Below are 13,839 nucleotides of genomic sequence, written 5' to 3'. Positions count from 1 at the left end.
AAACCGTCACTTCTCCTCGAGGTTGTAACGCTGTTTGATTTCCTGTTTGATCCGGGCGAAGTCCTCTCCGGCGCCGGTCAGTTTCAATTCCTCATAAAGCCGGATGTCTTCGAGCGCGCGCCGGGCGCTGGCGGGAGTGCCGTCCTTCAGGTTCAGCAGCACCGCCTGATAGGCCCCCCGGCTTGTCCAGACCGGGTCCGGCGCAATGCCGCGCCGCTGCAGGTCTCCGGCCAGATAAAGCAGCTTCTCGTAGGCGCGAAGCGCGTCCTCGCGCTCATCCATCAATTCGCAGCATTTGCCGTATTTGTACAGGCTCTGCAGCATCACCTGCGGATTGCCCGAACCGTCGGCCAGCTCCCGGTAGATCGCGGCCGCCTGGTCCAGGTCGTTCTTATCGAGCGTTTCGGCATAAATGTTGTATCTGGCGTCGGCGATCCGGCCCCGGGTCAATTCGGCGTTGCGTCCCGCCGGCCCCAGCGTCAGCGCGCGCTCGTAGAATTTCAACGCCTCCCGGTAATTCCCCTGATCGGCCTTGAGGTTTCCGGCGGACAGCGCGGCCTCAGCGCCGAACGCATTGGAGGGATGCTCTTTCAACAGCTGTTCCAGAAACTTCAGAGCGTCTTCATCCTGACGCTGAAGACGCGCAATCCTGGCGTGATCATACAGCAATTCGGAGGCGGTCTCCGGAGATTTGGCGGCAGGATATTTTTCCACTTCCGCCAGCTGCGCCAGCGCCCCGTCGTAATCTGCGTCCCGGATCAGGTAGTCGGCCAGCTGCAGGCGGCTTTCGATCACCACCGGGGATTCCGGGTATTTCTTCTCCAGCAGCTCGATCGCACGCCGGGTTTCCGCCGCGTTTCTGGCGAAGTAACCGGACTGCATCGCCTGATAGAGCGCGGCGGGAGCGCTGTCGGATTTCGGATTCTTTTCGGCAAATTCAAAGAACTCGCGGACCGCCGCCGGATACTCCCGCAGCTCCATCGCCAGTTCCGCCGCACTGAACAACGCCCGGGGACTGTACTCCGAATCCGGATGCGCAACCAGAAATTTCAGATATTCGCTGCGCGCCTCCGCGCTGTGCCCCGCTTTTTCCAGCAGCAGCGCACGGTAGAAATCAGCACTGGTGGCATGAGTCTGCACCGGGGAACGACGCAGCGCCTCCGCAACCGGTTCGGCCTCTTTATACCGCTTCAGCTCCACCAGCGACTGCAACAGCCGGTAACGGGCCGCATCGGCCCGGTTGGAACCGGAATCGGCGACTGTTTTCAACAGGTTGGCGGCCTGGCGGAAATTTTTCTCCCGGAATGAGTACTCGCCGAACAGATAGTTTCCCTCCAGCCTCTGATCCGGCGTCTCCGCCTGTTCGATCAGATACCGGTACATCCGGCGCGCGACCTCCGGCCGGCCCGCCGCCTGCGCGGTGACCGCCGCTTCCCGCGCCGCCCCGAGCCGCTGTTCAGTCGGAATCCGGTTGTCCCCGGTCACCTGCGTGAAAAGCGCAATCGCCCGGTCATAGGATTTCACGGAAGCCAGCAGCCGGGCACCGCGCAGTAAAAGTTCGGTCCGGTCGTTCGCTTCCGGGAAAAATTCCAGGTAACGTTTAATCGCATCAGCCGCCCGCTCCGGATCGACCACGGCGTCGACATTGATCAATTCGCGCAGTGCATTGCGCCTCTCCAGATCGTTTCCGGCAAAACGGAAACCGTCGTTCAACAGCCGAACCGCCGCGTCATACTGTTTGGCCGCCGCCGCCTGCAACGCCCCGGAGACCGCAAGGTCATAAAGCAGCTTGTCCTGGCGGTCGCCCGCTTCAGCGGCAATCTCCGGCCAAAGCCGATAGAAGGAGTCGAACTGCCGCCGTTTCAGCATCAGGGCCAGCTCCAGCCGGCGGTAGCGGTCCGGAAGCTCTTTGCGGTATTTGTCCTGTTTGAGCAACTCCTCGGCGGTTTTGAGATCCCCGGAAGCCAGCAGCGTATAGATGCGGGTCAGATGGGCGCGAGCCGCCCAGGAGGGGAGATCGGCATTTTCCCGTTCCAGCTGTTCCAGATCGGCGAGCGCCGCCGGAAACTTATTCTGATGGAGCCGGGAGAGTGCCAGCGCATAGCGTGCCTGGCAGCTCAATTCAGGATCGGCCGCACTGGCGGCAAGGCTCTGAAAGAACTTTTCCGCATCGTCGTATTTGCGCTCCGCGATCATGATCTCACCGGGAAGCAAGCCGGCGGAACGGGCAGGAAAACGACTGCGGAATTCCGCCAGCAGCTCCCTGGCCCCCGCCAGATCTCCGGTGCGCAGCTTCGCGGCGGCGAGGTCAACCGCATTGGCGGCCCACTTCTCCTGATCCTCTCCGGAAAGAGCGAGGGCGCTCTTGAAGAAGTTGACGGCATTGGAATAATCGCCGTTCGCGACGGCCCGGATGCCCAGCCGCCGTTCGGTCGCCTCGTCGGCGGCATGGACGGCGACCGCGGAAGCCAGAAGCATCGCCGCGAACGCCGTTTCCGTAATGGTGAAGAAGTTCTTCAACTTGCCGGCTCTCCGGTTCAGGCCGGATCAGGCTTCCGGAGCGGGAGCCGGTTCGGCTGACTCTTCGGGAAGCTCCATCGGGGCGGAAGCTTCTCCGCCTTTGATCTTGGCATTGATCCGGTCCATCAGTTTTTGCTGAAGCTCCGGACTGGCGGCAATCAGCGCCTTGGTCTGGTCGCGCCCCTGCCCGAGCTGTTCGCCGTCGAGGCTGAACCACGAGCCGCGCTTTTCCAGAATTCCCATGTCGGTCGCCACATCCAGCAGCGAACCGGCCTTGGAAATGCCCTCGTTGTACATGATGTCGAATTCGGCGACCCGGAACGGAGGCGCCATTTTGTTCTTGATCACCTTCACGCGGGCGCGGTTGCCGATGATGTTGCCGGCCGGGTCCTTGATCACGGTGGTCTTGCGGATGTCCATGCGGATCGACGCGTAGAATTTGAGCGCGTTGCCGCCGGGAGTGGTTTCGGGGTTGCCGAACATCACGCCGATCTTTTCGCGGATCTGGTTGGTGAAGATGATACAGGTCTTGCTGCGGCTGGCCGCACCGGTCAGCTTGCGCAGCGCCTGCGACATCAGCCGGGCCTGCAATCCGACGTGGGAATCGCCCATCTCACCCTCGATTTCCGCCTTCGGCACCAGCGCGGCGACCGAATCGATCACCAGAACGTCGATCGCGTTGGTACGGACCAGCGTATCGCAGATGTTCAGCGCGTCCTCACCGCAGTTCGGCTGCGAAATCAGCAGATTGTCGATGTCGACGCCGATCTTCTTCGCGTAGCCCGGATCAATCGCATGCTCCGCATCGATGATCGCGCACTTGCCGCCTTTGGCCTGCGCATTCGCAATCACATGCAGACAGACAGTGGTCTTGCCGCTTGATTCGGGTCCGAAAATCTCCACGATCCGGCCGGCGGGCACGCCGCCGATGCCGAGCGCGAGGTCCAGCGCCATCGAACCGGTGCTGATCGCGACCACATCGGTCATCGCGGCCCCGGTGTCGCCGAGACGCATGATCGATCCTTTGCCGAACTCCTTTTCGATCTGGCTGATCGCGATTTCAAGGCTCTTGTCCTTGCTTATATTATTCCTGGCTTCCTTGTCGGCCATGATATTGACTCCTGTGTTGTTTGATTAGATGTCGAGGTCTTTGACGCCGGCGGCATGCTTCTCGATGTACTCGCGGCGGGGTTCCACCACATCGCCCATCAGCAGATTGAAGATCTGGTCGGCTTCGACCGCATCCTCCATACGCACCTTGATCATCGTACGGGTCGCCGGGTCCATCGTGGTCTCCCACAACTGCTCGGCGTTCATTTCGCCCAACCCCTTGTACCGCTGAATGCGCAGTCCGGCCTGGCCGTTCTGACGGACCAGCTTGAAGAGCTCCTCCAGCGAATTGGCGGGATTTTCCGGCTGGTTGTCGCCGGCCTTGACGGTGTATTTCGCGCCGGTGCCGCTGTCGAACACCTGATTCGGCCGGAGCCGGTGGGCCGCGAGCTCCGCGGTCAGCTCCTGACAGTTGGCGGCTTCAAAAATGCTGACCAGGTCGATATGCCGGGCCAGTTCGGCCGTCCGCTCTTTCTTCTGCTCTTCGGTCTCGTCCGCCGCCGGAGTTCCGCCCAGGCGCAGTTCGGTTTCCGTGATGAAACTGAGCTGCTCCTCGGGCGAATAGAGATAGCGGGCAGTCTGGGTGCCGTCGTTTTCCCGGATCGTCACATGGCTGACCGGGCAGCGGCCTTCCGGCGTGATCGCGTTGAAGTATTCGTGCGGATCGATACCGCAGCGCCGGATGCCAGCGGCGGCCTTCGACACCTTGGTGTACAACTGCACCAGCGCACTGACCTGTTCGGGGGTCAGGAGCTCGCCGTCGCCGTTCTTCACAGTCAGGTCCTCCTCGCCGAGGCGAACCAGATAGCTGTCGAGCTGGTCCTCGGTATCGATGTACTGCTCCTTGCGCCCCTTGGTCACCTTGAAAAGCGGCGGCTTCGCGATATAGACGTAGCCGGCTTCGATCAGCGGCTTCATCTGCCGGAAGAAGAAGGTCAGCAGCAAGGTCCGGATGTGCGAGCCGTCCACATCGGCATCGGTCATGATGACCACGCGGTGATAACGCGCCTTGGAAACGTCGAACTCCTCGGCGATGCCGCAGCCGATCGCGTAGATCAGCGATTGGATCTCCTTGTTTTCCAGCACTTTGTCGAACCGGACCTTCTCCACGTTCAACAATTTTCCGCGGATCGGCAGAATCGCCTGGAAACCGCTGTCGCGGCCCGATTTCGCCGAGCCGCCCGCCGAATCGCCCTCGACGATATAGAGTTCGCACATGGAAGGATCGCGGTTGGAGCAGTCCGCCAGCTTGCCCGGCAGGCCGATGCCTTCGAGCGCGCCCTTGCGGCGGACGGTTTCGCGGGCCTTGCGCGCCGCTTCGCGGGCACGGGAGGCGAGCATCGCGTTGTTGCCGATGTTCTCCGCGATCTTCGGATGCTCCTCAAGATAGGCGCCGAGTTCGTCGTTGATCACCGACTCCACGATGCCGCGCACCTCGGAGTTGCCGAGCTTGGTTTTGGTCTGCCCCTCGAACTGCGGATCCGGCACCTTCACACTGATCACCGCCGACAAGCCTTCGCGCACGTCGGTTCCCGACAGCGGCGTGTCGTTCTTCATCATCGTTTTGGTATAGTTGTTGATGGTGCGGGTCAGCGCGGTCTGGAAGCCGGTCAGGTGCGAACCGCCTTCGATGGTGTTGATGTTGTTCGCGTAGCTGTAGATGTTTTCGGCGGTGCCGTCGTTGTACTGCATCGCCACTTCCACGTCGATGCCGTTGCGTTCGCGGTGGAAATAGATCACATCGGGATTGATCACCGTCTTGTTCACGTTGAGCATCGACACGAATTCGCGGATGCCGCCTTCGTAGTGGAAGGTTTCGGAACGCCCGGCCGTCTGCCCTTCTTCAAGCCGTTCGTCGGTCAGGGTGATCCGGATGCCGGAATTCAGGAACGCCAGTTCGCGCAGCCGTTTCGCCAGAATATCCCACACATAGACCGTGTCGGGGAAGATCGTCCCGTCCGGCTTGAAGGAAACGCGGGTGCCGCGCTTGGTGGTCGGCCCCAGTTCCCGGAGCGGATCGACGGTGACGCCGCGTTCAAACCGGATCGTGTACGCTTTGCTGTTCCGGTAAACCTCCGCGACCAGCCAGTCGGAAAGCGCGTTTACGCAGGAGACGCCGACGCCGTGCAGACCGCCCGAAACCTTGTAGGAGTTGTGGTCGAATTTGCCGCCGGCATGCAGGATCGTCAGCACCACTTCGACAGCCGGTTTGTGTTCCCCCTCGTGCATGTCCACCGGGATGCCGCGGCCGTCGTCCTCGACGGAAATGGAGTTGTCCGAATGGATGGTCACTTCAATATGGCTGGCATAACCGGCCAGCGCTTCGTCGATCGAGTTGTCGACGACTTCATAAACCAGGTGGTGCAGACCGCGCTGGCCCGTATCGCCGATATACATGGACGGACGGACGCGGACGGCTTCAAGGCCCTCCAGCACCGTGATCTTGCTTGCGCTGTATTCGGATGCGGAACCTGTTATGTCAACGGAATTTTCACTCATGTCGCTCGTATTCTCCCAATAGTTGTCTTGTAATGGGTTAACATACACCTTCCCTGTTAAAATTCAATCTTTTCCGAGGGGAAATGTATGAGTTTTTCCCATTCTTTCCGGGGATTTTTTTCCTCTGCGCTGGCAGGGCTTCCGATCCGGTGCTATATTTCACAAACGAAAGGAATTTCTGCCATGGCACCGGACACTCCGCATCCTCAGATTACTTATTTTGAAGAGTTGAAGCGCAAAGGGATCCACCTCTCCTCGCTGTGGATGGTCGTTGCGATCATCCTGATCCCGGACTGGCGCATTACCGCCGCAATCTTCGCGGTCCTGCTGGTCATCACGCTGCTGTTTGAACACGCCTACGCCTGCAACTGGCCGGTGATGGCTCCGATGTACGGTTTCTTCTTCCGGAAAATGCTGCGCAAGCCGCCCGCGCCCGGCGCCTGGATCGTCTCCGGCGGCGCCTATGTGCTCGCCGCCGCGCTTCTTGTGGTGATCCTGTACGCTCCGCTCGCCGCCGCCGGAGCTCTCGCCGTGATGCTGACCGGAGACGCCGCCGCCGCTCTGGTCGGCCGCCGGTTCGGACGCCACAAGGCCCCGAACAACAAAAGCTATGAGGGAGTCGCCGCCTTCATCGTCGTCGGAGCCGTCGCGCTTTCCATTCTCTTCGCCGTCACCGGAGCGCCGTGCAAATTCTATTTTGCCGGCTATCTCGCACTCTTCCCGGCCGCCGCCGCCGAGCTTTTTGAAAAGCAGCTCCGCTTGGACGACAACTTTTCCATTCCCCTGATCGTCGGACTCGCCCTCCAGCTCGCTTTCCTCCTGTAGTCCGCAAAGGGATTTCGCTCCTTTGGAGCGAGCAGGGCGCTTCGCCCCTGCACCCCGACCGGCAAGGTGCCGGCGCCGGGTACTTAGATCCGGGAAAGGCGAAACGCCTTTCCCTCCGGGTGGGGGAGGCCCCGGTAGAGACAGGCATGGTTGTACAGGAGCGGCACACCGCTCCGGTCGGCGACCGCGTCGGCTTTTTTGCCGACGCCGGGCACTCCCTGCGCCTGCTGCCGCCGGAGGTCACGCGCGGAACCTCCAGATGCTGACCATCTGATGTGAAATTACACTCATGGAGGCTGAACTCTGCCTATCCTCATAATACAGGCAAGGTTCAGTAAGGTTCGTATTCCAAGATGCTTGCCTGTGATATGGCAATTGTATTGTTGCCTGACCTCGCTTTGCGTATATCGGCAGATAAACTCTTATCAGCCTCCATCAGGGTATCTTTCTATTACCCGGTCAGCATCTGGCCGTTCCGCGCGTGACCTCCGGCGGCAGCAGGTGCAGGGAGTGCCTAAAGCCTGCAAAAAAGCAGGCTTTGCGCCGACCGGAGCAGTGTGCCGCTCAGGTACTCGCTTGCCTGTCCACAGCGGAGCCTCCCCCGCCCGGAGGGAAAGGCGTTTCGCCTTTCCCGGATCTAAGTACCCGGCGCCGGCACCTTGCCGGTCGGGGTGCAGGGGCGAAGCGCCCTGCTCGCCGAAGGCGAAATCCCACATTATTCGGCGGGAAGTTCGAGATCGGCGATAATTTGCTGTTGCACGGGGAGGGTGTAAAGGTTGCCGAGGTGGGCGCCGTGGTCGAACCAGGTCAGCCGCTTGCCGAATGTGGCGTCAAGCCATTTGCGGTCCTCTTCGGTCAGCAGGAAATCGTCGAAGCTCTGGATCACGCGCACTTCCGGGTTGCGCTTGAGTGACTCCGCGAAAGAGCGCATGCCGGACTGCCGGTAAAGCTCGGCCAACGGAATATCGGGGTATTCAGGAGCCAGAAACTCTTCAGCGTATTCCCTGAAACCGATCTTGTCGATCTCATGGTAAAGCGCATTGCGTTTTCCCCAGCGGTACTCATTCTGAAATTGAGGAAGCGTGCGCTCCTTGTGAGCAAAAAGCAGCAGATGGCGCAGGCAGGTTTTGAAATAGAGCGCCGCGACATACTCGGCCTGCTCCTGCGAAACCGGCAAACGGTAATCGAATCCCGGTTCCCCACCGGCGGCGGGATCATACGGCGGAGCGGTCCGCGACAGGACCGACAATCCCTTTCCCGCCACATCGCTCAACTGATCGATCGCTTCGGCGCTGCTCCAGCCGGAACCGGTCTGCGCCAGCGCATCGGCCCGGTCGATCGCGTTGGAGAGTTCGACCGGCGGATTGATCGCGAGATACCGTTTGATATTCAGGGTGTTGTCCTTCTCCTCCAGTTCCGAAATCTTCAATGTTTCCAAAGCCCCCATCGAATAACCGAGCATCACAATCTGCGGATCACGAATCAGCCCGTCTTTTTTCAGGTTGCCGAGGATTCCGGGCAATACGGCACGGATTTCAGCGGCATCGTCAGGCAGAAACCCCGGCAGCCGCCTGTTGCCGGTCGCCACCATGAACTGCCACGCAAAGGGACTGTCCAGCGAAAGCACCGCATATCCATGCAGATGCAGCAGCTCCGCCAGCGCGGTCGAGGTCATGCCGAAATAGTTGCCGCCGATGCCGGGAATCAGGATCGCCAGCTTTTCCGGCAGCGGAACCGGTTCCCCCTTCTGATCCTTTTCCGGCTCCGGAGCGGCCCAGAAACCGTAATGCAGCGGCGGAGTATCCGGTGCAAGTTCCAGTTCGCCGTCTTCGCACTGCCGGCTGAAATCGCCGTTCAGGAAGGAAAGGCGCATATACCACGGGTCATCGTCATTCTGCGCATTGAACCGGGCGACCCGCATGGTATCCAGCACCGGGCTCTGCGGCCGGTAACCGGGAATCTGCTTCCACCCGGCCGTCACCCACGCCGGGCGCGGAGCCGGAGCGTCAACATGCGGCTCCTCAACCGGAACCGGTTCCTTTTCCAGTTTCCGCCGCTGTTCGGCAGCGGCGTTTTTCGCACGGTAGAACCACATGCGCCGCTGCAATTCCCGGCGTGCCAGCATCATTTCGCGATAGGACTTATAGGGGTCCGAGCTGCCTGCCCGCAATTTGGAGTAATCGCGTTCCGCTATCGTCATCCGGTTCAAAGCCGTTGCATAACCGGCATAGGGAATGTAGGTTTTAAGGTCGAAAGCCGTATCGAAAAGATATCCGACCGTATCGCGCACATTGACCGTAGGTACGAGCGGCAGCATGAACGTGCAACCCGGCCCGATCCCCCAGTCGCAGAACATCAGCCCGAAATCCGAATCCGTCGGATAAATATCGAACCAATGGGCGGCGGGATCGAAAATCCCCGCGATGCCGACGGTGGTATTGAGCAGGAAACGGGCAGTCTCATCCCACGCTCCCTTCCATTCGGCGCGGCCGAGGCTGCTGAACGCATGGGCGGGAAATTCCAGATTTTTGCAGACATTGTCGAAATGTTCGATCACCGGACGAGGCAGAATCGTCGTATAAACCCGCCCCACCGGGTCCGCAATCCAGACCATCACGAAATCGGTGACGCTGAACATCGCCCGGTTGAATCCCTCTATCGGATCAGGCCCGCCCAATTCATCGGTCAACTCCGTCAGCGTCCACGGCCCCGTATGGGCGGCAACTGCACCGGTTTCATCCGGGGCAGTCCGCGCGGTCGCGCATCCGGCCGTCCACAGCAACACGCAGAGAGCCGGCAACCACAGTCCCAGCCGGATTTTCCGCGATTTTGCGGCATTGCGGCGTACTCCCGAAAAACGATTCATGTTCTCCTCCAAAATCTTTCATCATCAGAACATATTGTAATATATCGTTCGGTTTTCCTTATTTCAAGCGGGATGCGGAAAGTGAGGGTAAAAAGAAAAACGGCCGGGAAAAATCCCGGCCGTCTTGAGTCAAACCGTGACTGAATTACTTCAGGCGCGCTTCGAGTTCCTCGAGCTGCTTGGAAAGCTCGGCAGGCAGATGACCTTCGAACTTCTTGTAGTGTTCCTTGATCATCGCAAGCTCGTTCTTCCAGCCTTCGACGTCGACCTTCAGAAGCTCGGCGAGGTCAGCCTTGCTGACTTCGTCCTCGATTCCCTTGAGATCGATCGCATCCTCAGTCGGCATCGCGCCGATTTCGGTTTCCTTCGCGGCGCCGTCGCCGTTGCAGCGGTCGAAGACCCAGGCCAGCACGCGGCTGTTATCGCCGAAGCCCGGCCACATGAACTTGCCTTCCACACTCTTGCGGAACCAGTTCACGCAGAAAATCTTCGGCAGATTGCCCTGGGCGGCGCCCTTCTTGCCGATTTCCAGCCAGTGCTTGAAGTAGTCGCCCATGTTGTAGCCGCAGAACGGCAGCATCGCGAACGGGTCGCGACGGACGGTGCCGGCCTTCACGTCGAGCGCGGCGGCGGTCACTTCGGAGCCGACGGTCGAACCGATGAACACGCCGTGTTCCCAGCTCTTCGCCTGATAGATCAGCGGCAGGGTCGAGGGACGACGGCCGCCGAACAGGAACGCCGCAATCGGCACGCCGGCAGGATCTTCCCACTCGGCGGCGATCGCCGGGCAATTGCAGGCGCGGGCGGTGAAACGGGCGTTCGGATGGGCGGCCTTGACCGGCTTGCCTTCCGCATCGACCTGGCCGGGTTTCCAATCCTTGCCCTTCCAGTCGATCAGGTGATCCGGGGCGTCGTAGCCGATGCCTTCCCACCAGACGTCACCGTCGTCGGTCAGCGCGACGTTGGTGAAGATGGTGTCCTTGGCGCAGGAGAGCATCGCGTTCTTGTTGGACTTCATGCTGGTGCCCGGAGCGACACCGAAGAAACCGGCTTCCGGGTTGATCGCGCGGAGGTTGCCCTCGTTGTCGAACTTCATCCAGGCGATGTCGTCGCCGACGGTCTCGACTTTCCAGCCCGGAATGGTCGGAATCAGCATCGCGAGGTTGGTCTTGCCGCAGGCCGACGGGAAAGCGCCGGTGACGTACTTGACTTCACCCTTCGGATTGGTCAGCTTCAGGATGAGCATGTGCTCGGCCATCCAGCCCTCGTCGCGGGCCTGGACGCTGGCGATACGCAGCGCAAGGCACTTCTTGCCGAGCAGCGCGTTGCCGCCGTAACCGGAGCCGAACGACCAGATTTCACGGGTTTCCGGGAAGTGGGCGATATACTTCTTGTCCATCGGCGCGCACGGCCAGATGCCGTTGTCGGATTCGCCGGGAGCCAGCGGTTTGCCGACCGAATGCACGCACGGGACGAATTCGCCGTTGTCGCCGAGGACATCGAGCACCTTGGTGCCGACACGGGTCATCACTTCCATGTTGATCACGACATACGCGGAATCGGTGATTTCAACGCCGATCTTGGCGATGTTGGAGCCGACCGGACCCATCGAGAACGGGATAACGTACATGGTACGGCCCTTCATGCAGCCGTCGTACAGCCCGAGCATAGTCTTCTTCAGCTCTTTGGGGTCAATCCAGTTGTTGGTCGGACCAGCGTCTTCCTTCTTTTCGGAAGCGATGAAAGTACGGGCTTCAACGCGGGCGACGTCGGACGGGTCGGAGCGGAACAGCAGGCTGTTCGGGCGCTTCGCGGGATTCAGACGGATGGCGAGGCCGGATTCGACCAGTTCGTTGCAGAGACGATCGTACTCTTCCTTGGAGCCGTCGCACCAGTAAACCGCGTCGGGCTTGCAGATCGCAACCCACTCATTGACCCACTTGACCAGTTTTTCATTCTTGGTCGGGGTAGCATTAAGCTGCTTGGACATGATTTTTTGATTCCTCCGATAATTATGGTTTGGGGACTTTTCAATTTCTATATTCACTAAAATATACACCCGAACCGGTAGCATTACAAGGTACGCTCCGGTTGATTTTTCCGGTTTATACGGCCTGAATAAGGAATCCGCTCCCTTTCCGGATACGAAAAAAGCCGAAGGCGCTTGCCTTCGGCTTTTCAATCGGAATGCGTCGGATCAGTTGTTCAGGCTGGCCGCATTCGCATCGACGTTGCTCTTGTCGACCAGAATGTAGCGGATCGCAAACGCTTCCGCCGGATCGCTCGGAGCGGGCACATCGTACTTGGCCTGCGGATTGGAGACAACCACGCCGGCAACCACACCCTTCTTGATCTGGTCGGCCAGACCGTCGATGCGGCCGGAGGGAAGGCCCAGCAGGAAGAGCGCCGGGCGCTTGTCCGCAGCCATTCTCCAGAACTTCATTTTGTTCACATCGCCCGGCAGACCGATGGAGGTGACGACCACCTGGCAATCGGCGTGCTTTTCAAGCAGCGCATCGAAATCCTTCGCCTTCATGATCATGTACAGCGGCATCGGAGCGTCCTTCTGATCGTCCGGCAGAGCAATGGTGTCGACGACCACATTCTCCGAACCATACCCCTTTTTGAACGCATCCACGAGGCTCTTGATGTTGTCGGAGGTTTCGAACCCCGGATCGGCCACAAAGAGAACCTTTTTGCCGCCGTTTTCCTTGGCCAGGAATTTGCCGACTTCGTTACCCTGCGAAGTGTAGAACTTCAGTTCGTTGCTCAGCAGCGAATCATTGCCGCCGAACACATTCATTTCACGCAGAAGCATGATCGCGCCGATCACCACGACGATGAACAACACGAACGCGACAGGCTGCATTGCCGGATTGGTCTTCTGTTTTTTGCTGCAGATGATCATACCGATCAACGCCAATACCATCAGGGCACCATACACTACTGCCATTTTCTATAAAATCCCCTTATTTTTGATGATTCTTTGATCGATGGCGACTTTCCATCTTTCATTCCCTGTTTGTTACGGTATAATCGAATCAGGAAAATTCAAATAGTTTTTCCCTCTTTTTAGCATCTTTTTTCAGTTTTTTGACCTTTTTCCCTTGAAAAATCACTGAAACCGCATTTTTCATAAATGGCCGGACTGCTTTTTCCGTCTGATTGTCTCGGCGGCCTGTTCGTACTCCTGCCGGATTTTTTCCAGGTCCACTTTACACGGCGGCATCTGCATATCCAGGTCCCGCAAGGTATCGGCCAGAATCTGCGAAATCGCCAGATTGCGGAAATATTTATGATTCGACGGAATCACATACCACGGGGCGTGATTGAAGCTGCAGCGGGAAAGCGCTTCTTCGAAAGCTTTCCGATACTCATCCCAATAGGTCCGTTCGGAGTAATCGCTCTGGCTGATTTTCCAGTTGCGCTCCGGATCCTCCAACCGCTGTTTGAACCGCTTCAGCTGCTCTTCCTCACTGATGTGCAGGAAGAATTTCACAATCGTGGTTCCACTTTTCCACAACAGCTTTTCAAAATCGTTGATCAATTCGTACCGCTCGCTCCAGACCTCCTTCGGCACAAGATTGTGCACCCGCTGCACCAGCACATCCTCGTAATGGGAGCGGTTGAAAATCACGATTTCTCCTTTGCGCGGCGCCGCGCGGTGAACCCGCCACAGGAAGTCGTGCGCCAATTCCAGTTCAGTCGGAGCCTTGAACGGCTGACAGCGACATCCCTGCGGATTTAACGGAGCAAGCACATGGTTGATCACGCCGTCCTTGCCGGCGGCATCCATTCCCTGCAGTACGATCAACAGGGAATGACGGTTTTCCGCATAGAGATGATTCTGAAGTTCCGTCAGCTCCTTTGTGTATTTCGCGGTCAACTCCAGCGTTTCCGCGTCTTTGTCGGTTTTGAATGTTTCGTCCGGATCGATTTTAGAGAGCTTCACCTCTTCGCCCGGCTTCACCATGAATTTTCCGCGGTAGTCCATACACCTTTCCTCCTTGCTGCTTTCC

General features: G+C 59.1%; 8 protein-coding genes. 1 reads left to right on the top strand and 7 read right to left on the bottom strand.

Going from position 1 to position 13,839, the window contains the following annotated elements:
• Positions 1–6: 6 nt before the first annotated feature.
• Genes C8D82_RS07530 through gyrB form a run of 3 tightly spaced genes read right to left on the bottom strand, consistent with a single transcriptional unit; the run spans position 7 to position 6,129 of the window.
• Positions 7–2,520: a tetratricopeptide repeat protein gene (locus C8D82_RS07530; protein WP_116883660.1), complete on the bottom strand. Its 2,514-nt coding sequence runs from the start codon at positions 2,518–2,520 to the stop codon at positions 7–9.
• A 27-nt stretch (positions 2,521–2,547) separates the two neighbouring features.
• Positions 2,548–3,630: a recombinase RecA gene (recA, locus tag C8D82_RS07525; RefSeq protein WP_116883659.1), complete on the bottom strand. Its 1,083-nt coding sequence runs from the start codon at positions 3,628–3,630 to the stop codon at positions 2,548–2,550.
• Positions 3,631–3,654: 24 nt separating this feature from the next.
• Positions 3,655–6,129 (bottom strand): DNA topoisomerase (ATP-hydrolyzing) subunit B, encoded by a 2,475-nt coding sequence (gyrB, locus tag C8D82_RS07520; RefSeq protein WP_116883658.1) that lies wholly within the window; start codon positions 6,127–6,129, stop codon positions 3,655–3,657.
• Positions 6,130–6,312: 183 nt separating this feature from the next.
• Between gyrB and C8D82_RS07515 the strand changes: the two genes are divergently transcribed.
• Positions 6,313–6,954 carry a diacylglycerol/polyprenol kinase family protein gene (locus tag C8D82_RS07515; RefSeq protein ID WP_116883657.1) on the top strand — a complete coding sequence of 214 codons (642 nt, stop codon included), beginning with the start codon at positions 6,313–6,315 and terminating at the stop codon, positions 6,952–6,954.
• Positions 6,955–7,669: 715 nt separating this feature from the next.
• Here the strand turns inward: C8D82_RS07515 and C8D82_RS07510 are convergent.
• The 4 genes from C8D82_RS07510 to C8D82_RS07495 all read right to left on the bottom strand — a co-directional run bounded on the left by C8D82_RS07510 (position 7,670) and on the right by C8D82_RS07495 (position 13,814).
• Entirely contained in the window at positions 7,670–9,820 is a 2,151-nt protein-coding gene (locus C8D82_RS07510) for an MlaA family lipoprotein (protein WP_116883656.1), read from the bottom strand.
• 145 nt (positions 9,821–9,965) lie between these two features.
• Positions 9,966–11,810, bottom strand: a complete 1,845-nt coding sequence (locus C8D82_RS07505) for a phosphoenolpyruvate carboxykinase (GTP) (protein WP_116883655.1) — start codon at positions 11,808–11,810, stop codon at positions 9,966–9,968.
• 207 nt (positions 11,811–12,017) lie between these two features.
• Entirely contained in the window at positions 12,018–12,773 is a 756-nt protein-coding gene (locus C8D82_RS07500) for a hypothetical protein (RefSeq protein WP_133245106.1), read from the bottom strand.
• 180 nt (positions 12,774–12,953) lie between these two features.
• Positions 12,954–13,814: a polyphosphate kinase 2 family protein gene (locus C8D82_RS07495; RefSeq protein ID WP_116883653.1), complete on the bottom strand. Its 861-nt coding sequence runs from the start codon at positions 13,812–13,814 to the stop codon at positions 12,954–12,956.
• Positions 13,815–13,839: the final 25 nt, after the last annotated feature.

Source organism: Victivallis vadensis, assembly GCF_003096415.1.
In the GTDB taxonomy this organism is placed as follows: Bacteria; Verrucomicrobiota; Lentisphaeria; order Victivallales; family Victivallaceae; genus Victivallis; species Victivallis vadensis.
Note: the sequence above shows the minus strand (reverse complement) of the source record. Positions and strands in the feature narration are given on the sequence as shown.